Here is an 18,618-nt window from a genome sequence, read left to right on the forward strand (position 1 = left end):
CCTGCAACGATGTCCGCTACGCCCACAGGGAACTTTTGCTTTTCATCATGCGTGATGTACTCCGGACGGTGTATAGCTAGAAGCTGACGCAGCACCATCACGCGCGCAAAGTACACGCCGTGCAGCACTACCGGAAGGGACGGGGCCAGCCCCCGAACAGATGAAAGCTAAGAATTTCTTCAAGGGCCCGGGCATCTGGATCGTCGTTGTTGTCGGTCTGCTCCTGGTGGCCTTTGCAACGCTGGCCCCCGGCGGTGCGTCGCGGATCGACACCGATAAGGGCCTGGAACTGCTTGCCGGCAGCAACGTGGAGCAGGCCAAGATCTTCGACGGTGAGAACCGCGTTGACCTGACGCTGAAGGATGACCTGGAGGTCGACGGCCAGAATAAGGGCAAGAGCGTCCAGTTCTTCTTCGTCGATGCCCGCGCCACGGACGTGGTCAAGGCTGTCACCGATTCCAAGCCGGCGCAGGGCTACACGGACCAGCCCATCGAGAGCAACTGGTTCTCCGGCCTGCTGTCCCTCCTCATCCCGGTCATCCTGCTGGGCGCCCTCTTCTGGTTCCTCATGACCCGCATGCAGGGCGGCGGCTCCAAGATCATGCAGTTCGGCAAGTCCAAGGCCAAGATGGTCAGCAAGGACATGCCGCAGGTGACCTTCGCGGACGTTGCCGGTTCGGACGAAGCCGTGGAAGAGCTCCAGGAGATCAAGGAATTCCTGCAGGAGCCGGCCAAGTTCCAGGCTGTCGGCGCCAAAATCCCCAAGGGCGTGCTGCTGTACGGCCCTCCCGGTACCGGTAAGACCCTGCTGGCCCGCGCGGTTGCCGGTGAAGCAGGCGTCCCCTTCTTCTCGATCTCCGGCTCGGACTTCGTGGAAATGTTCGTGGGTGTCGGTGCGTCCCGTGTCCGTGACCTCTTCGAACAGGCCAAGGCCAACTCTCCGGCCATCATCTTCGTGGACGAGATCGACGCCGTCGGCCGCCACCGCGGTGCCGGCATCGGCGGCGGCAATGACGAACGCGAGCAAACCCTCAACCAGCTGCTGGTAGAGATGGACGGCTTCGACGTCAAGACCAACGTCATCCTGATCGCGGCCACCAACCGGCCGGACGTCCTGGACCCCGCACTGCTGCGGCCGGGCCGTTTCGACCGCCAGATCGGCGTGGATGCGCCGGACATGATCGGCCGCGACCAGATCCTGCAGGTGCATGCCAAGGGCAAGCCGATGGCTCCCGGCGTCGACCTTAAGGCTGTTGCCAAGAAGACCCCCGGCTACACCGGCGCGGATCTCGCCAACGTGCTTAACGAGGCGGCCCTGCTGACCGCGCGCTCCAACGCCAACCTCATTGACGACCGCGCCCTGGACGAGGCAATCGACCGCGTGATGGCCGGTCCGCAGAAGCGCAGCCGGGTCATGAAGGAACACGAACGCAAGATCACCGCCTACCACGAAGGCGGCCACGCCCTGGTGGCGGCTGCCCTGCGGAACTCGGCCCCGGTCACCAAGATCACCATCCTTCCCCGCGGCCGTGCCCTGGGCTACACCATGGTGGTTCCGGACAACGACAAGTACTCCGTCACCCGCAACGAGCTTCTGGACCAGATGGCGTACGCCATGGGCGGCCGGGTGGCCGAGGAGATCGTGTTTCACGATCCGTCCACCGGCGCCTCGAACGACATCGAGAAGGCCACCGGCACCGCCCGCAAGATGGTCACCGAGTACGGCATGAGCGAACGCGTGGGTGCCGTGCGCCTGGGCCAGGGCGGCGGCGAGCCGTTCCTGGGCCGCGACGCCGGGCACGAGCGCAACTACTCCGACCAGATCGCCTACGTGGTGGACGAGGAAGTGCGCCGCCTGATCGACCAGGCACACGACGAGGCGTACGCCATCCTCACCGAGAACCGCGACGTCCTGGACAGCCTCGCCCTTGAGCTGCTGGAGCGCGAAACCCTTAACCAGGCCGAAATCGCCGACATATTCCGTGACATCCGCAAGCGCGATTTCCGCGAGGTGTGGCTGTCCAAGGAATCCCGTCCGGTCCAGGCCGCAGGCCCCGTGGAATCCCACCAGGAGCGGGCAGAACGCGAGGCCCAGGAGGAAGCCAAGCGGGCCCGCCTGGAGGAGCCGCTGGACGCCCAGCCCCCGCATCCGCAGGGCGTTCCGGAAGACGCACCGTTTCAGGGAGGCGTCCCCGAATCGGGGCCGGACACCCTTCGCGGCTAAGCTTTCCCTGTGACTTCCTTCGACGACGACGCCGTTTCCGCCTCCGCCGCCTACCCGGCGGAGGACGGCTCCACCCATGCCTCACACCACAAGGTGGACCGGCCAAGGATTGAAGCGGCTGTCCGCGAAATCCTCCTGGCCATCGGCGAGGACCCGGAACGTGGCGGCCTCATCGACACCCCCAAGCGGGTGGCGAAGGCGTACGCCGAGGTTTTTGCGGGACTGCACCACGACCCCGCGGACGTACTGTCCACCACGTTCGAGCTGGACCATGAAGAATTGGTCCTGGTGAAGGACATCCCCTTCTACTCCACCTGCGAGCACCACCTGGTGCCGTTCCACGGTGTGGCCCATGTCGGCTACATTCCCTCCCATGACGGGAAGGTCACCGGGCTGAGCAAGCTGGCCCGGCTCGTGGACATCTACGCCCGCCGCCCCCAGGTTCAGGAGCGGCTCACCACGGAGATTGTCGAAGCGCTGGTCCTCCACCTCAAGCCGCGGGGGGCCATCGTCGTTGTCGAATGCGAGCACATGTGCATGTCAATGCGCGGTATCCGCAAGCCCGGAGCAAAGACCGTCACCAGTGCGGTCCGCGGGCAGCTTCATGACCCGGCCACCCGTGCCGAGGCCATGAGCCTCATCCTCGGAAGGTAACCACACAAGACTATGGACTCACTAGCTGCAGCCCCGGGAACCGGGCCCGCAACCTCGCCGCTGCCCATCCTGCGCAAACCGCGCCCGGCCGCGCGCTTCGAGGACCTGCCCACAGACCGCACCCTGGTCATGGGCATCCTCAATGTCACCCCTGATTCGTTCAGCGACGGCGGCAGGCACGCCACGGCGGACACTGCCATCGCCGCGGGCCTGCGCATGTTTTACGCCGGCGCGGACATCATCGACGTCGGCGGGGAATCGACCCGTCCCGGCGCTGAGGACGTCTCCCCGGACGAGGAACAAAAGCGTGTACTCCCCGTCATCGAAGCACTGGTCAAGGCTGGTGCCCTGGTCAGCATCGACACCACCCACGCCGTCACCGCCGCCGCTGCCCTGAAGGCCGGCGCCGCCATCATCAACGACGTTTCCGGGCTGACCATCGAGCCCGAAATGGCTGAACTCGTGGCCTCGTCCAAGGCTCCGTACATCCTCACCCACCGCCGCGGCGATGCCCGCACCATGAACTCCCTTGCGGAGTACACGGACGTGGCCGCCGAAGTGGTGGCAGAACTGGCCGGAGTGCGGGACAAGCTGTATGCCGCCGGCGTCAGCGCTGAGCAGATCATCGTCGACCCCGGCCTGGGCTTTGCGAAGAACGACGCCCAGAACTGGGAGTTGCTGCAAAACCTGGAGCAGCTGGAGGCCCTGGGCCACCGCGTCCTGGTTGCCGCCTCCCGCAAACGCTTCCTCGGCACCCTCCTGACGGTTGCCGGCAAATCCGCAGCCCCGGAAGAACGTGACGGAGCCACGGCGGCCATTACGGCCATCAGCGCCGCCCGCGGCGCCTGGGCCGTCCGGGTGCACGACGTCGGAGCCAGCCTTGACGCCGTCAAGGTCGCCGCGCGCATGGCGGCAGTACCCAAAGCACCGTAAGCGCCGGGGGACCCATGGACAGGATTACGCTGACCGGTGTGACGGCCGTCGGCCATCATGGTGTGTTTGATTTTGAGCGCCGCGAGGGCCAGCCATTTGTTGTGGACGCCGTCCTGTATCTCGACTTCGCCGCCGCTGCGGCGTCCGACGACGTCAGCGACACCGCCCACTACGGTGAGGTGGCGCAGCGTATTACTGACTGGATTTCCGGGGAGCCGCTGAACCTTATAGAGGCGCTGGCGGTCCGGATCGCAGACGGCCTGCTGTCCGAGTTCGGCCTCCAGGCCGTGGACATCACCGTGCACAAACCCCAGGCGCCCATCGAGGTGCCTTTTGGGGACGTGGCAGTGTCCGTGCACCGAAAACGGCTCTCCGTTGCTTCGGGCCGCCCGGTGGAACCAGTTTCCGGGGGCACCCCGTGAACGCGGTTTACACCAAGGCGGTCCTGGCGCTGGGGAGCAACCTCGGCGAACGCAACGACACCCTGTCCAGTGCCGTGGCTGACCTCGTTGACCCGCCGGAGGTCCGCCTCCTTGCGGTGTCGCCGATCATCCAGACCAAAGCCGTGGGCGGCCCGCCGGGGCAACCTGACTTCCTGAACATGGTCCTCACCGTTGAAACCAGCCTGACTCCCCATGAGCTGCTGGAGCATTGCCAAGTGGTGGAGAACAAGCACCACCGGGTCCGCGAGGTGCGCTGGGGGCCCCGGACGCTCGACGTCGACATCATCACCTACGGCGACGTGCGCAGCGACGACCCCGTGCTGACCCTGCCGCACCCGCGCGCCGCCAGCCGGGCGTTCGTGCTGTACCCGTGGTCCCTGATCGACCCCGCCGCCACCCTTGAGGGGGAGCGCATCAGTGCCCTCGCGGCACGGGCGGAGGACTTCGGAGACCTTGCCCCGTTCGATGGTTTTGGCGACTTTGACGGGATGCCGACCGCCGGGGCGGTGACGGACCGTTGAAGCCCATCAACCTGCTGCGGCTGCTGCTGATAGGCGTCATCCTGACCGTGGCCGGTTGGGCCGGAACCGTGATCACCAGCCGTTACGGCATGGCCACTCCGGTGCTGCCGGCCACCGCGCTGGCCACCATGGGCGTGATCGTGGCCATCACCCTGGTCCTGGGCATCCGCGTCCTGCGCTGGCGGAACAGCATCAAGCCCAACAGCACCGCAAAGAAGACAGCACTGGATCCGCTGCTCGCCGCCCGCACGCTCATCCTGGCCCAGGCCTGTGCCTACGCCGGAACGGTGCTGCTCGGCTGGCACGTGGGGATCTTCCTGGACCAGCTGCGGATCTGGAGCTTCCGCAGCCACCAGGACATCGCCTGGCTGGCGCTCGGCATGGCCGGCGGCGGCCTGGTGATGATCGTCGTTGGCCTGGTGGTGGAGCGGTTCTGCAAGATTCCGCCAGAGGACGGCGACACGAAGGGCGTGGATGGCAAGCCGGGCCGCGCACCACGGGGAGAAGCCGCGGGGGAAGGCGAATATGCGTACCGAGGCGATTGACCCGCCCGGCATCGACTGGCACCGGGTGTCACCGAAGTTCGTGACCGTACGGCTGGTGCAGTGGGCACTCGGCAACCTGGCCGCCGTCGTAATCCTCAGCCTTCCGCTCGTGTTTGTCCTGCTCGGGTGGTGGCGGTGGCCGCCGCTGTGGCTGGCCATCACTGTTCCGGCCGTGACGCTGATGGTGGCCCTCTGGCGGCTGGTGCTGATCCCGCGCCAGGTCAGGGCCATCGGCTACGCCGAGCGCGACGACGACCTCCTGGTCCGCAGCGGCATCTTCTTCCAGCGGACCATGGCCGTCCCCTACGGCCGGATGCAGTACGTGGACGTCGCCGTAGGCCCCGTTGAGCGCAGCCTCGGCCTCTGCACGGTCAAGCTGCACACCGCGTCGCCCGGCACCAACGCGCACATCCCCGGGCTGCCGGAGGCAGAGGGAGCTCGGCTCCGTGAACAGCTCGCGGCCCGCGGCGAGGCCAGGCTGGCAGGACTGTGACCGCTGACGGGCGGTTCCCCCGTCACGGGGTGCAGGAAGACGGTGCTGCATCCGCTGACCCAGCGGCTGCCAGCTCACAGCCTGCAGGCTCAGTGCCCGCCAGCTCAGTTTCAGACGGCTCCGTAACCGCAGGCTCAGTGCCCACCCCATCGACTGCTGCTGCGGACAGTGCGGGTCCCGGGCGCGCGACGCCCGACGACGGCTGGTTGCGTGTCCACCCGGCGTCACCCTTTGTACGCGGCTGGGTGGCGCTGGCCGCCATCGGCTTCTTCTTCGGACGCGACATCTTTGAACGGATACTGCAGGGCCGGCCCATGTTCGAAGACGGCTTTGCCGGCAGGGTTCCCTGGCTGGTAGCCGGCGGCGGCGCCGTCCTGCTGGTGGCGGTCCTCAGCTTTGTCCTCACCTGGTACTTCACCAAGTACCAGGTGTCCGGCGGTTACGTCCGCGTCAACACAGGCTTCCTGTTCCGGCAGCAGCGCCAGGCCCGGCTGGACCGGGTCCAGGCCATCGATATCGTCCAGCCGCTGCTTGCCCGCATCTTCGGGCTGGCCGAGCTCAAGTTCGAGGTGGCCGACGCCGGCGAATCGGCAGTGCGGCTGGCTTACCTGAAGATCGATGACGCCCAGCAGCTGCGGGCCACCATCCTGGCCCGTGCCGCCGGTATTGACGAAGACGCCGAAAACCCTGGCGCCCCCGCGCCCGAGGCGCCGGAGTATCCGGTACTGTCCGTGCCGCCGTCGCGCCTTATCGGTTCCCTGCTGCTGAGCGAGCAGAGCCTGTTCGTGGTGGTGGGCGGTGTGGCATCCGTGGTGCTCTCGGCCGTGACGGACAACCGGGCGTTCTACTTCTACCTGATTCCCGCGGCCCTCGGCCTCGCGGCGAGCTACTGGAACCTGTTCAACAAGGGATACAACTTCACGGCCGCCATCTCGCCGGACGGTATCCGGCTCCGTTACGGATTGCTGGATACCCAGGCGCAGACGCTGCCGCCGGGGCGGATCCAGGCGCTGAAGATCAGCCAGCCTCCGCTGTGGCGGCCGTTCGGCTGGTACCGAATGCAGGTCAATGTGGCCGGCTATGGGCTGGTGGAGAACGCGGGGGAAGCGTCATCCCGGACCACCCTCCTGCCCGTCGGCAAGCTCGACGATGCGATGAACATGCTCGCTTTGGTGCTGCCCGACCCCGGCACGTCCCGACCTGTCGAGGTTTTCGGCGCGGGCCTCACCGGGCTGGATTCCGACGGCGGTTTTGTCACCACCCCGCGCCGCGCCCGGCTGCTGGCCCCGCTGGGGTGGCGGCGCAACGGCTTTGCCGCCACGGATACTGCTCTGCTCATCCGTTCGGGGCGTTGGTGGCGGAACCTGGTGCTCGTGCCGCACCAGCGGACCCAGTCCATGGCGCTGCACCAGGGCCCGCTGGCGCGGCGGTTCCGGGTGGCCGACCTGGTCCTGCACACCACCGCCGGTCCGGTGGTTCCGCGCCTGACCCAGGCCGGGCTGGACGAGGCTCGGGCCCTTTTCGATGAGCAGTCGGCCCGTGCCCGGCTGGCCCGGAAACGGCAAACAACCGAACAGTGGCTCCGCCAGGTTGCACCTTCCGGTGCTGACCCTCAGTCTCCGGCTGCTGAAACCGGGCCGTTCGGAAATGAAGCCCACCAGCAACAGGAAGGCCCCCACCATGGCTAAGCCCGGACGCCTCGGCGTCGGAATCATTGGAGCGGGCAAGGTGGGCGCCGTCCTGGGTGCGGCCCTGCGCGCCGCCGAGCACGCCGTCGTGGGGGTTTCCGCGGTGTCAGAGGCCAGCCGTGAACGGGCCGAAACCCTGCTCCCCGGGGTTCCCGTCCTGGAAGTGCAGGACATCGTGGAGCGCGCAGAACTGGTGCTCCTCGCCGTGCCTGACGACGCCCTGCCCGGCCTGGTGGACGGGCTGGCGAAGCTCGGCGCCTGGCAGCCGGGTCAGCTGGTGGCCCACACATCAGGCCGCTTTGGGGTTGGCGTGCTGCATCCCGTGCGCGCTGCCGGGGCCGTTCCGCTGGCGCTGCACCCGGCCATGACTTTCACTGGCATGAGCCTGGACCTGACGCGCCTGCTCGACTGCACGTTCGGCGTCACAGCCGATGCCGCCATGCTTCCCATTGCGCAGGCGCTGGTGGTGGAGATGGGGGCCGAACCGGTGGCCATCGCAGAGGCTGACCGGTCCCTCTATCACGCTGCCCTCGCGCACGGGTCCAACCACCTGGTCACCCTGGTGGCCCAGTCTTCCCAGTTGTTGCGTGAGGTGGGGGTGGAGCAGCCCGAACGCATGCTTGGCCCTCTGTTGCGGGCGACCCTGGAAAACGCATTGGCATCCGGAGAATCTGCACTGACCGGACCGGTTGCCCGCGGCGATGTGGGCACCGTGGAGGCGCACGCGCAGGCCCTGCGGGAGTACGACGGCGGCGGGCATGGCGATATCCTCGCGGCGTACCTTGCCATGGCACGCGCCACCGCCCGGCGGGCCAAAGCGCGCGGGTTGCTGAAGGCCGACCAGCTTGAAGGGCTGAACCAGGCCCTCGGATCCAAGGAGGAATGACCGTGGTCATCAAACTTGTCACCACCGTGGCCGGGCTGCACGCCGAGAGTGCGCGGCTCCTGGCGGAGAAACAGGGTGCATCGCAGGGCCTGGTCCCCACCATGGGCGCCCTCCATGAGGGACATGCCGCCTTGGCGAGGACCGCCGTCGAACAGAACGACGTGGTGGTTGCCAGCATCTTCGTGAACCCGCTGCAGTTCGGCGATGCCGTGGACCTGGACCGGTACCCGAGGACCCTGGATGCCGACCTTGCACTGCTCGACGCCCAGGGCGTCGATATCGCGTTCGCTCCTTCTGTCGAAGAGGTCTACCCGGGTGGTGAGCCGCTGGTGCGGGTCACGTCGGGACGACTGGGGGAGAAGTGGGAGGGCGCTTCCCGCCCGGGCCACTTCGACGGTGCGCTAACTGTTGTGGCCAAGCTGCTGCACTATGGCATCCCGGCGGCCGGCCGGGGTGGTGACGGGCCGTCGGCGTCGTCTTCGGTGAACGGGCTGGCTGCTTACCGCGCATATTTTGGCCAAAAGGACGCCCAGCAGCTGGCGCTGGTGCGGCGGATGGTGGCCGACCTCAACTTCCCCGTCGACATTGTGGGCGTCCCCACCGTCCGTTCAGCCCAGGGCTTGGCACTGTCCAGCCGAAACCGGTTCCTGTCCGACGACGAACGTGATGCAGCACTGGTGCTTTCCCGTGCCCTGCGGCTGTTGGAGGAGCGTGCCAACGCCCATGAGCCGCTGGACCTCGAGTCCGCGCTGGCGATGGTGGAGTCGCAGCCGCTGGTGAAGCTGGACTACTTCGACGTCGTGGACCCTGCCACGTTGGAGCCTTTGGCTGAAAACTGCCGCGAGATCCCTTTCCGGGGCGAGGCCCTGGTGCTCATTGCCGCGAAGGTGGGTCCTGTGCGGCTGATCGACAACGCACCATTGAGCTCCTAGGCGCTCCTGAGTTCACGCGAGTTCACACGCGGCTGGGTTCACACGCCCTGACGTCACACACCCCTGACTTCACAGGCGGCTGCATGGATTCAGGCGGCGAGGTAAGCCGTGAGTGCGCGTTCGAGTGGGCTTAGTTCGTCCGGCTGAGCGTTTGCCGGCGCGGCAGGCTCTCCCGTCAGGCCAGATCCGTCAGGCCCGCCAACGTCGCCGTCCGGCGTAAAGTCTCCGCTCTCGCCAGAGTCTCCGGCCGCAACGTTGTCTCCGGTCAGGACTAGGTCCTGTTCGGGTTCGAGGAGCCGGGGTGGCCAGTGTGGTGGTTGGGGGTCGGGGTGTTGGGCTGGGTAGTGGCGGCCTGTGGGTGAGGTCCAGCCGGGTGGTTCGGTTTCGGTGGCCACGGTGGGGGTCCAGCCGCTGTTGTGTTTGAGGCGGTGGTGTCTGGGGCAGAGTTGTGCCAGGTTGCTGACTCCCGTTGTGCCGTGCTGTTGCCAGGCGGTGAGGTGGTCGGTGTCGTTGTCCGTGCTGGGGTTGGTGCAGCCGGGGAAGGTGCAGTGTCCGTCGCGCATCCTGATCCAGCGTTTCATCGCTTCGGTGAGGCGGTAGCTGGTCCGGCCGATCTCGAGCGGTGCCCCGTCGCGGGGGTCGACGAGGACCCGGTAGAACGAGGTGGCTCCGTCGGCGACGAGTTTGCGGGCCATGGCTGCCGGGATGGGGCCGTACCCGTCGAGGTCTGCCGGTTCGTCCGTGTTTCCGAGCAGGGTGAAGATCGGGACGGTGACCAGGACGGTGGCTTTTGGGGCGGGGATTGTGCGGAGGTCAACGGCGTAGGGGCCGGTGCCAGTGCTGGTGCCAGTGCTGGTGCCGGCCTCACCGGCCCCCGGAGCCCCCTGGACGCCAGCCACACCACCGGCTTGTTGGCCATCGACGGATCGGCCTGTGCCAGCGGTTCCGGTGTGGGCGCCGAGCAGGAGCGCCGCGGCGGTGTCGGGGCGGAGTTGGGTGAGGGTGCGGGTCTCGCCGGGGCCTTGGAGGCCGCGGGCGGTGGCTGTGGTCTTGTTCCAGATGGCGCAGGCGGTGTCCGCGGGCAGGATCAGGGTAATCGATGCCATCCCGTCGGCGTCGGGGCGGTATTCCATCCGCCGCTCCGCCACACACCTGGCATGCCGTTCCTGGACTGAAACGGGGTAGGTGCGTTCGAGCCAGGTCCTGACTTTCCGGCGGAACAGGTGCGCCACGAGGTCACCGGGCGCGGACCCCCAGGCCGGGTTGGGGGCGTCCGGGTCGAAGAAATGCGCCACCAACGCCTCAGCACCCTCGGGGGCGAGGCAGTCGGTTTCGTCGGCCACGATCACCGCGTGCCGCCACGACACCGCGCCCGCCGCCAGCGCGGCCGTGACCGGTGGCATCGCGCAGACTTTCCGGGACTGGCTGATGAACGCTGCCGCGGCGCCCGGGCTGAGCGTCAGGACCCCGGCGACCTCCGCCGTCGTGGACATCTCCACGAACGCCCGCTCTGAGTCTGTGGCGTCCGGCGGCGTCATCGCCTCCTGAAACTCGGCGAACTCAGCGGCGTCCCGGGCTTTACCCGCAGCGACTTGGGCTTCCAACTGCTTCCAGAACGTTAGCCGCTGCAGCCGAAGCTCAGACTTCCGCTCCAACACATCAACATCGGCACCGCCGGAACCAGCCACATGTGGAGCGTTCGCGCCAAACACCTTCGAGCCAGCCCGGTCCAGTTCCGCGTCCTTCAGGAACAGCGCGTCGAGGCTGGCGACGGAGGCCGGAAGACCCTCCACCGCTCCTGTCTCCTCGGCCGGAGCAGCCGCCGCGTTTCCCATAAAAGAATTCTCCCGCGAGGGTCTGACATTTCAGGAGAGTCCTGGTCCGTTCAATGGGTGAACGCGGACCCGGCTCGCGCCGCGACGCAGGGGACGGAAGCCGCCAGCCGCCGTCGTACGCCCCATAAAGACGGACATGGTTACAAGTGGTGCCGCCGAACGGGCCGCACCCACCCAACACAACTAAAAGATCATCAGCTTGCTTATTACTTTAGGTTTTCCTAGGCTGGAATCTGTCAGGCAAGCAACTCTCGAAGCGGTGCGCTGTGCCCTCACAAGGGAGCGCAGCGGCCGGCTTCAAGCGAGGAGGAACAATGTCAGAACACAACATCGCAGGCAAGAAGGTTGCATTCCTGCTCACGGACGGCGTGGAGCAGGTAGAGCTGACCAGCCCGTGGCAGGCAGTGAAGGACGCCGGTGGCGAGCCCACCCTCGTAGCCCCCAGCAGCGGCAAGCTGCAGGGCTTCAACGGCACGGACAAGGGCGACACATTCGACGTGGACCTCACCGTGGCCGAAGCCAACGCCTCGGACTTTGACGCGCTGGTCATTCCCGGTGGCGTCGTCAACGCAGACCACCTGAGGGCGGACAAGGACGCGCAGATCTTCACGCGCAGCTTCTTCGAGCAGCACAAGCCGGTGGCGTCCATCTGCCACGGGCCGTGGGTGCTCATTGACGCCGGCGTGATCCGCGGCCGGAACGTCACGTCCTACTTCACGTTGGAAACCGACCTCAAGAACGCCGGAGCCAACTGGACGGACGAGGAAGTAGTGGTGGACCAGGGCCTGGTGACCAGCCGCAACCCAGATGACCTGCCCGCTTTCAACAGCAAACTGGTTGAAGAAATCGCCGAAGGGCAGCACGCAGGCCAGACCGCCTGACACCTGATGTTCCCTCAGGGTTTGGGAAAAGACTCCGTGCGGAGGAATTACTCCAGCCGGTAGAGTGTTGGCATCTGCAGCGGCCAGGTTCGCGCACCACTCACCACTCTCCCTGAGGGAACACTCATGTCTACCGAAGTATCTCCGAACGCCAACGGCCAGCCGGCCCAGGCGGCAGGAACCAAGCCCGCCGCGCCGGAGAAAATGTCCCGCGAATCGGTGACGATCATCAGCACCCTGCTGGTGGCCACCTTCGTGGTGATCCTCAACGAAACCATCATGAACGTGGCGCTGCAGCGCCTCATGGTGGACCTCCAGGTGGACGCCCCCACTGTGCAGTGGCTGTCCACCGGCTTCATGCTCACCATGGCCGTGGTGATCCCCACCACCGGGTTCATCCTGCAGAGCCTGTCCACCCGCGCCGTGTTCATGCTGGCCATGGGACTGTTTGCCGGCGGTACTGCGCTGGCGGCCGTCGCGCCCGGATTTGAGATCCTGCTGCTGGCACGCATCGTCCAGGCCGGCGGCACGGCGATCATGCTGCCGCTGCTGATGACCACCATCCTCACCCTGGTTCCGCTGGCCAAGCGCGGTGCGGTGATGGGCAACGTGAGTATCGCGATCTCCGTCGCTCCTGCCATGGGCCCCACCGTGTCCGGGCTGATCCTTGAGCACTTTACTTGGCGCTTCATGTTCGTGTTCGTCCTTCCGGTGGCGCTGGCCGCACTGGCGATCGGTGCGAAGTACCTGACGAATATCGGCGAAACCGAGAAGACCAAGCTCGATCTCCTGTCCGTCTTCCTGACCGTTCCGGCCTTCGGTGGGCTGGTTTACGGCCTCAGCCAGATTGGCGGCGGCCACGGCGGCCAGGCCGGTCCCAGCGCAGGTGCCATCGCCGCGTTGGTCATCGGCGTCGCGGCGCTGGCGGTCTTCGTGATGCGCCAGGTCCGCCTGCAGAAGGCCTCGGCGCCGCTGCTGGACCTCGGCGCGTTCAACTTCCGCATGTTCACGGTCTCGGTCCTGCTGATGGTGGTGGCCATGATGGCGTTGTTCGGCGGCGTGATCCTGCTGCCGCTGTACCTGCAGGAAGTCCGCGGCCTGGGCTCCCTTGAAACCGGCTTGGCGCTGCTCCCTGGCGGCCTGGCCATGGGCCTCCTCGGCCCCGTCATTGGCCGCCTGTTCGACAAGGTGGGGCCGCTGCCGCTGACCGTCACCGGGTCCATCCTGATGGTGGTGACGCTGTGGCAGTTCTCCATGCTCGACGCCGGCACGGCGGTTGCGTGGATCGTCACCTTGCACGTGGGGTTGAGTTTCGGGCTGGCGCTGCTGTTCACGCCTGCGTTTACCACGGGCCTGAACCCGCTGCCGCCGCACCTGTACTCGCACGGCTCGGCGATCATGAGCACCACGCAGCAGGTTGCCGGTGCTGCCGGCACGGCATTGCTGGTGTCCATCTTCTCCGTGGTCAGCGCGACGTCGGGACTCGTCGCCGGGATGAGCGCCGCCTTCATGACGGCAACCGTCATAGCCCTCGCCGCCGTCGTACTTTCCGCGATGATGCGCAAGACCGAAGGCGCGGGCCCGGGCCACGGTCCGGCGCACTAGCCAGCTGCAGGCCCAACAAAAAAGCCGTTGCTTCCACTGGGAGCAACGGCATTTTTTGTGTCGGTCAGCCGGCGTAGAAGTCGCTGAGTTCCTTGATCAGCTTGTCCGGGGCCTTGATGACGCCGTCGTGCCCGAAGCCGGGGAGGATGGTGTAGCTGGAGCCGGACAGGACGTCGTGGATCTGGCCGCAGGCCACGCCAAAGTAGGCGGGGCTCTTCTCGCCCACAACAATCAGCGTTTCAAGAGGCAGTTCCAGGAAGGGCTCGGCAGGCATGTCCGCGGCGATGATGGCCTTGATTTCGCGGACGCCGGTGCGCATCAGTTCCCGCTGTTGCTTGCCCTCTGACGTACCGGCGGTCAGCTTGTTGGCGAGAGTCATCATGGACAGTGGCATGCGGGACGACAATGGTCCCGGCGCCTCCAACCCGCGCTGGATGACAGCAAGGGCGCGGTCGTCGTCGCCGGCAGCGATGGCGGTCTCGTACTCGCCGATCCAATCAGCCTTGACGGACTGGTTGACGGATACTGCGGGATCGTAAACGGCCAGGCGTTCCACCGGCAGCGTCCGGGCCGCGTGCAGGGCAACTGCTCCGCCGAAGCTGTGGCCGAAAACGTCGGTGCTGGAGGTGTGCTTCATGACCACGTCGAGGTCGCGGATGTCCACGTCCAGGGTGTAATCCTCCGGCTGCGGCGAGGACGAACCCCGGCCGCGGCGGTTGAACGTGTGCACCGGCCGGCCCAGAGCCGCACTGAGTTTCTGCGCGAACTTGGTGTAGTCAGCGGCCGTCACCATGGAGGGCGGGACAATCACTACTCCTGAGCCGCCGGAAGCAAGGTCAGCGCCGGTGGTAAAGAGCTCCAGAGTGCCGCCGTCGGGGGTCCTGATGTTCTCACGCGTCATGATCTGAGCCTAGCCGAGCAAGCCGGGTGGGGCATCCCGGCGGCCGGCGGCATGCAGGGTCAGGCCAGGCGGTTGATGAGGGCCTGGCTCGCCGCGCGGATGGCTGGCAGCCGGTCCCCGAGCCCGCACAGGATCAGCCCGGCGTCGGCGGCCTGCATGGCGGAGTCGGTACCGGCGGCGCCGTCCGCGCGGAGGTAGATCAGGGATTCCACCAGCCGGAAGGTGAAGTCGCCGCCGTCCGGTCCGGCTGACAGCCCCGCGCCCAGTGCCCCGTACAACCGTCTGAGCTCCTGGCGGTGGTTGTGGAACCGGGCAAAGCGGTCGCTCCTGACCTCGGGCAGGTGGTACAGCACGCCAAGGTTCCACCGCGCGCTGCACAGCTGGGTGCCGTCATAAAGCGCGACGGCGTGAAGGCGGCTTCCAGCCGGACTTTCGGTTTCCGGGGCATCAGTGGGCAGCGCGGCCACGGCACGTGCGAACGTCAGCCCGCCGGACACCGTCCCCTCGAGCAGGTCCTCGAGGATATCGTCCTTGGTCTTGAAGTGGTGGTACAGGGACGACTGCCGGATGCCCACCGCGTCCGCGATGGACCGCGTGGAGGTGCTGGCGAAGCCCTGGGTGGTGAACAGCTCCGCCGCGGCGTCGAGGATTTCATCGCGGGCGGTGGCGCCCGGCCGCGAGGGCTGCTGGTGGCGGGGGCGGCCCGGTCCGGCGGAAGTCACGGCCCCATTCTTGCACTGCCGGGTGCGCCGAAAATCACCGCGGGGCACTGTGAGAGGACGGAAATCTGCCCGAAACAAGATGTCTATCCGCCTTTTACAGAGGTGAAACTGTTTGGGGACATCCCGCTGGAAAACTATCAAGTGACCGGTAATCAGCAGCCTTCGGCCGAGCGCTGCAGTACCGGGAGGCTTCGCCCCCAAGATCCCTTTCCAGTTCCGGAGATTCCCGATGACATCCACCGTTCTCCCCACCGTCCACCAGGACGATGCAGACTTGACGTCCCTTGGCTACCAGCCCACCCTCCACCGAAAGCTCGGCCGCTACGCTTCCTTTGCCGCGGGCTTCTCGTTCGTTTCCATCCTCACCACCATCTTCCAGCTCTTCGCGTTCGGCTACTCGTTCGCCGGGCCGGCGTTCTTCTGGACCTGGCCGGTGGTCTTAGTGGGCCAGCTGCTGGTGGCCCTGAACTTCGCCGAACTCGCAGCCCGCTACCCCCTGTCCGGTGCCGTGTACCAGTGGGCGCGGCGCGTTGGCGGGGAAGGCGTGGGCTGGTTCGCCGGCTGGTTCATGGCAATCGCGCAGGTGGTCACCGCAGCCGCAGCCGCCATCGCCCTGCAGGTGGTCCTGCCCCAGCTCTGGGACGGGTTCCAGGTGGTGGGCGGCGACCCCGCCCTCAACACGGTGACCGGTGCTTCCAACGCAGTGGTCCTGGGCGCCGTCCTCCTGGTGGCCACCACCATCATCAACTCCCTGGGCGTGAAGCTGATGGCGCACGTCAACTCCGTGGGCGTCACCTGCGAGATCGTGGGCGTCGCGGCCGTGATCCTGGCCCTCATCAGCGCCGCCCAGCGCGGGCCGGACGTGGTTGCCGACACCACCGTGCTGCAGGGATCGGACCTGGGCGCCGTGGGAGCCTTCCTGGTCTCCGGGCTGATGGCCGCGTACGTCATGGTGGGCTTCAACTCCGCCGGCGAGCTGTCCGAGGAAACCAAGGACCCGCGCCGCACCGCACCCCGGACCATCCTCTCCGCCCTGCTCATCTCCGGCGTCGGCGGTGCGCTGATGATCATCACCGCCCTGATGGCGGCCCCGAGCCTCGACGACGGCCGCCTCGCCACCGAGGGCCTGCCGTACGTCCTCACAGCGGTCCTGGGCACCTTCTGGGGCAAGGTCCTGTTGGTGGACGTGGCCATCGCCATCTTCGTCTGCACCCTGGCGATCCAGACTGCCGGTTCCCGCCTGGTCTTCTCCATGGCCCGCGACGGCAAGCTCCCGGCGTCGGCCCTGCTTTCTTCCGTGCACCCCACCCGCGGCACGCCCATGTGGCCCTCCATCGTGATCGGGGCCCTTGCAGTTGGAGTGCTGGCCATCAACGTAGGCAACGCCGCCCTGTTCACCACCCTGTGCAGCGTCTGCATCGTGATGGTCTATCTCGCCTACCTCCTGGTCACCGTCCCGCAGTTGCTCAACCGGCTCCGCGGCGACTGGGACAGGGTGGGGCAGACCATGCCGGCAGGCCTCTTCTCCCTGGGCCGCTGGGGCCTTCCGGTCAACGTCCTGGCCGTCCTTTACGGCGGTGTGATGGTGGTCAACCTGGCATGGCCCCGGCCCGAGGTGTACGACCCCTCCGGCGAGAACGGCCTCCTGCTGTGGTCAGCGCCCCTGATGGTCACCGCCGTGCTGCTCCTGGGCCTCTGGGTCAGGAGCCGGAACCTGGCCGCCAAGGCCTGATACGCGCCGTCCTTACTCAATAGCAGACCCAACAGCTTCCAGAAGAACCCCAAAGACCTACAGGACTGACATGACACAGACCATCGAAACGCCAATCACGGGCACCGCCACCACAGCGGGCGCCCGCGCCCACGCCAGGGAACAGCACGGCAGGACCGTCGAAACCATGCGCCACGTGCCGGCAGCTTCCGCACCGGCGCACCTTCTGGCCGGAATGCCCGACGGCGCGTCCCCCGCATGGGCAGAGTCCCTCGCCTTTGGCCGCTACACCACCATGTCCCTGGGCCGCGGCACCCGGATCCGGCTCACGGACACCGCCGGTGACGCCTGCGTGCACACCCTCCTGTACCGCGCCGGCGCCAGTCACGAACGCCTCAACGTGGCTGACACCGTCAAGGTCCCCTGGCAGGCATACCCCGGCGCGGGCCACCCGCTGCTGTCCGACGCCGGGCGGCTGATGGCAACCATCGTGGCGGACTCTTCGTCCCGGCACGACGTCCTCACCGGCGCCACCACCCTCGCCGGCAACACCGCCAAGTACGGTGCCGGAACCGCCCACAGCGCATCACCGGCGGCACGCGAACTGCTCACTCTCGGCGCCCTCAAGAACGGCCTGGACACCCGGGACGTGGCGCCGTCGCTCTCCTTTTTCAAGGGCATCACCGTGAACCAGGCCGGAAGCATCACCTTCACCGGCAGCGCCGGGCCGGGTGCCGCCGTCGAACTCCTGCTCCAGATGGACGCGGTGCTGGTCCTGGCCAACACCGCCCACCCGCTGGACCCGCGCGCGGACTTCACCGGGGCGGCCGTCGACATCCTCGCCTGGCACGCGCCGCAGGACCTCGCCGCACTGGAAGCGGGCAGCCTGGCCGGACCATTGGCCCCGGAACACCTGCAGGCCCTCCGCAACACCGAACACGACTTCACCGCTAGGAACGCCCGATGAACACTGCAATCGACGCCAAACCCACCCCTGACGCCGCGGAAACCGCGCTCGCCCCAGGCGCCGTGGTCCTGGATGAATTCGTGGAAGCCCGCGGCCCCTGGTCCGCAGTGGTGGCAGCCGGCGATGTCCTGACCATCGTGGACCTGGACGGCAACCAGGCCGTGGATTGCCTGCTCTACGCCGCGGCCGACACCACCGTCCGGTACTCGGCGGCGGCCACCATCGCCGCGCAGCAGTCAATCGTCCTCACCACCGGATCCGTCCTCCGCGCAGACACCGGCGCCCCGCTGATGACCGTCGTGGCAGACGAGGTGGGCGTGCACGACACCATCGGCGGCGCCTGCTCCCAGGAATCCAACACCCTCCGCTACGGCCAGCACACGCGTGAACAGCACGCCTGCGTGGAGAACTTCCTGATCGAAGGTTCCCGCTGGGGCCTGGGCAAGCGGGACCTGGTGTCCAACATCAACTGGTTCATGAACGTCCCCGTGGACCCGGACGGCGCCCTGGGCATCGTGGACGGCCTGTCCGCCCCCGGAAAACGCGTGGCGCTGAAGGCCGAGGTGGGCACGCTGGTGCTCGTCTCCAACTGCCCGCAGATCAACAACCCGTGCAACGGCTTCAACCCCACGCCCGTCCGCATGATCGTCACCCGGCCGGAGGCTGCACTGTGAACA

At 67.1% G+C, this 18,618-nt stretch carries 18 protein-coding genes; 15 read left to right on the forward strand and 3 right to left on the reverse strand.

Going from position 1 to position 18,618, the window contains the following annotated elements; all coding sequences use genetic code 11:
• The first annotated feature begins 160 nt into the window (after window positions 1-160).
• The 10 genes from ftsH (at window position 161) to ACP3TD_RS02255 (ending at window position 9,319) form a co-directional block, all read left to right on the forward strand.
• Entirely contained in the window at window positions 161-2,224 is a 2,064-nt protein-coding gene (gene ftsH / locus ACP3TD_RS02210) for an ATP-dependent zinc metalloprotease FtsH (protein WP_426765157.1), read from the forward strand.
• A gap of 9 nt (window positions 2,225-2,233) precedes the next feature.
• On the forward strand, window positions 2,234-2,878 hold the full coding sequence (gene folE, locus ACP3TD_RS02215) for a GTP cyclohydrolase I FolE (RefSeq protein WP_426765158.1): 645 nt from the start codon (window positions 2,234-2,236) through the stop codon (window positions 2,876-2,878).
• Between the two features lie 12 nt (window positions 2,879-2,890).
• The gene (gene folP / locus ACP3TD_RS02220; RefSeq protein WP_426765159.1) at window positions 2,891-3,811 is read left to right on the forward strand and encodes a dihydropteroate synthase; all 921 of its coding nucleotides are present in this window, start codon (window positions 2,891-2,893) and stop codon (window positions 3,809-3,811) included.
• Between the two features lie 14 nt (window positions 3,812-3,825).
• A complete protein-coding gene (gene folB / locus ACP3TD_RS02225) occupies window positions 3,826-4,233 on the forward strand; it encodes a dihydroneopterin aldolase (protein WP_426765160.1) in 408 nt (135 codons plus the stop codon).
• Complete coding sequence (gene folK, locus ACP3TD_RS02230; protein WP_426765161.1) at window positions 4,230-4,775, forward strand: 2-amino-4-hydroxy-6-hydroxymethyldihydropteridine diphosphokinase; 546 nt, start codon at window positions 4,230-4,232, stop codon at window positions 4,773-4,775. The genes folB and folK overlap by 4 nt, the downstream gene beginning before the upstream one ends.
• A complete protein-coding gene (locus ACP3TD_RS02235) occupies window positions 4,772-5,320 on the forward strand; it encodes a DUF3180 domain-containing protein (RefSeq protein WP_426765162.1) in 549 nt (182 codons plus the stop codon). Before folK ends, ACP3TD_RS02235 begins: the two co-directional genes overlap by 4 nt.
• On the forward strand, window positions 5,301-5,813 hold the full coding sequence (locus tag ACP3TD_RS02240) for a PH domain-containing protein (protein WP_426765163.1): 513 nt from the start codon (window positions 5,301-5,303) through the stop codon (window positions 5,811-5,813). Before ACP3TD_RS02235 ends, ACP3TD_RS02240 begins: the two co-directional genes overlap by 20 nt.
• 137 nt (window positions 5,814-5,950) lie before the next feature.
• Window positions 5,951-7,501, forward strand: coding sequence for a PH domain-containing protein (locus ACP3TD_RS02245; protein WP_426765164.1), 1,551 nt, complete (start codon window positions 5,951-5,953; stop codon window positions 7,499-7,501).
• Window positions 7,494-8,387: a Rossmann-like and DUF2520 domain-containing protein gene (locus ACP3TD_RS02250; protein WP_426765165.1), complete on the forward strand. Its 894-nt coding sequence runs from the start codon at window positions 7,494-7,496 to the stop codon at window positions 8,385-8,387. Before ACP3TD_RS02245 ends, ACP3TD_RS02250 begins: the two co-directional genes overlap by 8 nt.
• A 2-nt stretch (window positions 8,388-8,389) precedes the next feature.
• Window positions 8,390-9,319: a 4-phosphopantoate--beta-alanine ligase gene (locus ACP3TD_RS02255; protein WP_426765166.1), complete on the forward strand. Its 930-nt coding sequence runs from the start codon at window positions 8,390-8,392 to the stop codon at window positions 9,317-9,319.
• An 89-nt stretch (window positions 9,320-9,408) separates the two neighbouring features.
• On the opposite strand, the gene ACP3TD_RS02260 is transcribed toward ACP3TD_RS02255, so the two are convergent.
• A complete protein-coding gene (locus ACP3TD_RS02260; RefSeq protein ID WP_426765167.1) occupies window positions 9,409-11,154 on the reverse strand; it encodes a DUF222 domain-containing protein in 1,746 nt (581 codons plus the stop codon).
• Between the two features lie 314 nt (window positions 11,155-11,468).
• On the opposite strand from ACP3TD_RS02260, the gene ACP3TD_RS02265 reads away from it, so the two are divergent.
• Both ACP3TD_RS02265 and ACP3TD_RS02270 read left to right on the forward strand, forming a co-directional pair.
• Window positions 11,469-12,035, forward strand: a complete 567-nt coding sequence (locus ACP3TD_RS02265; protein WP_426765168.1) for a type 1 glutamine amidotransferase domain-containing protein — start codon at window positions 11,469-11,471, stop codon at window positions 12,033-12,035.
• A gap of 126 nt (window positions 12,036-12,161) precedes the next feature.
• Entirely contained in the window at window positions 12,162-13,640 is a 1,479-nt protein-coding gene (locus ACP3TD_RS02270; RefSeq protein WP_426765169.1) for a DHA2 family efflux MFS transporter permease subunit, read from the forward strand.
• Window positions 13,641-13,704: 64 nt separating this feature from the next.
• On the opposite strand, the gene ACP3TD_RS02275 is transcribed toward ACP3TD_RS02270, so the two are convergent.
• Window positions 13,705-14,541, reverse strand: coding sequence for an alpha/beta fold hydrolase (locus ACP3TD_RS02275; protein WP_426765170.1), 837 nt, complete (start codon window positions 14,539-14,541; stop codon window positions 13,705-13,707).
• A gap of 59 nt (window positions 14,542-14,600) precedes the next feature.
• Window positions 14,601-15,263 carry a TetR/AcrR family transcriptional regulator gene (locus tag ACP3TD_RS02280; RefSeq protein ID WP_426765171.1) on the reverse strand — a complete coding sequence of 221 codons (663 nt, stop codon included), beginning with the start codon at window positions 15,261-15,263 and terminating at the stop codon, window positions 14,601-14,603.
• Window positions 15,264-15,492: 229 nt separating this feature from the next.
• Here ACP3TD_RS02280 and ACP3TD_RS02285 point away from each other — a divergent pair, with 229 nt between their 5' ends.
• The 3 genes from ACP3TD_RS02285 to ACP3TD_RS02295 all read left to right on the forward strand — a co-directional run bounded on the left by ACP3TD_RS02285 (window position 15,493) and on the right by ACP3TD_RS02295 (window position 18,615).
• The gene (locus ACP3TD_RS02285) at window positions 15,493-16,995 is read left to right on the forward strand and encodes an amino acid permease (RefSeq protein ID WP_142119115.1); all 1,503 of its coding nucleotides are present in this window, start codon (window positions 15,493-15,495) and stop codon (window positions 16,993-16,995) included.
• A 70-nt stretch (window positions 16,996-17,065) separates the two neighbouring features.
• On the forward strand, window positions 17,066-17,941 hold the full coding sequence (locus ACP3TD_RS02290; protein ID WP_426765172.1) for an urea amidolyase associated protein UAAP1: 876 nt from the start codon (window positions 17,066-17,068) through the stop codon (window positions 17,939-17,941).
• Window positions 17,938-18,615 (forward strand): urea amidolyase associated protein UAAP2, encoded by a 678-nt coding sequence (locus ACP3TD_RS02295; RefSeq protein ID WP_426765173.1) that lies wholly within the window; start codon window positions 17,938-17,940, stop codon window positions 18,613-18,615. Before ACP3TD_RS02290 ends, ACP3TD_RS02295 begins: the two co-directional genes overlap by 4 nt.
• Window positions 18,616-18,618 lie beyond the last annotated feature (3 nt).

This window comes from Pseudarthrobacter sp. 1G09, assembly GCF_050038305.1.
Lineage (GTDB): Bacteria > Actinomycetota > Actinomycetes > Actinomycetales > Micrococcaceae > Arthrobacter > Arthrobacter equi.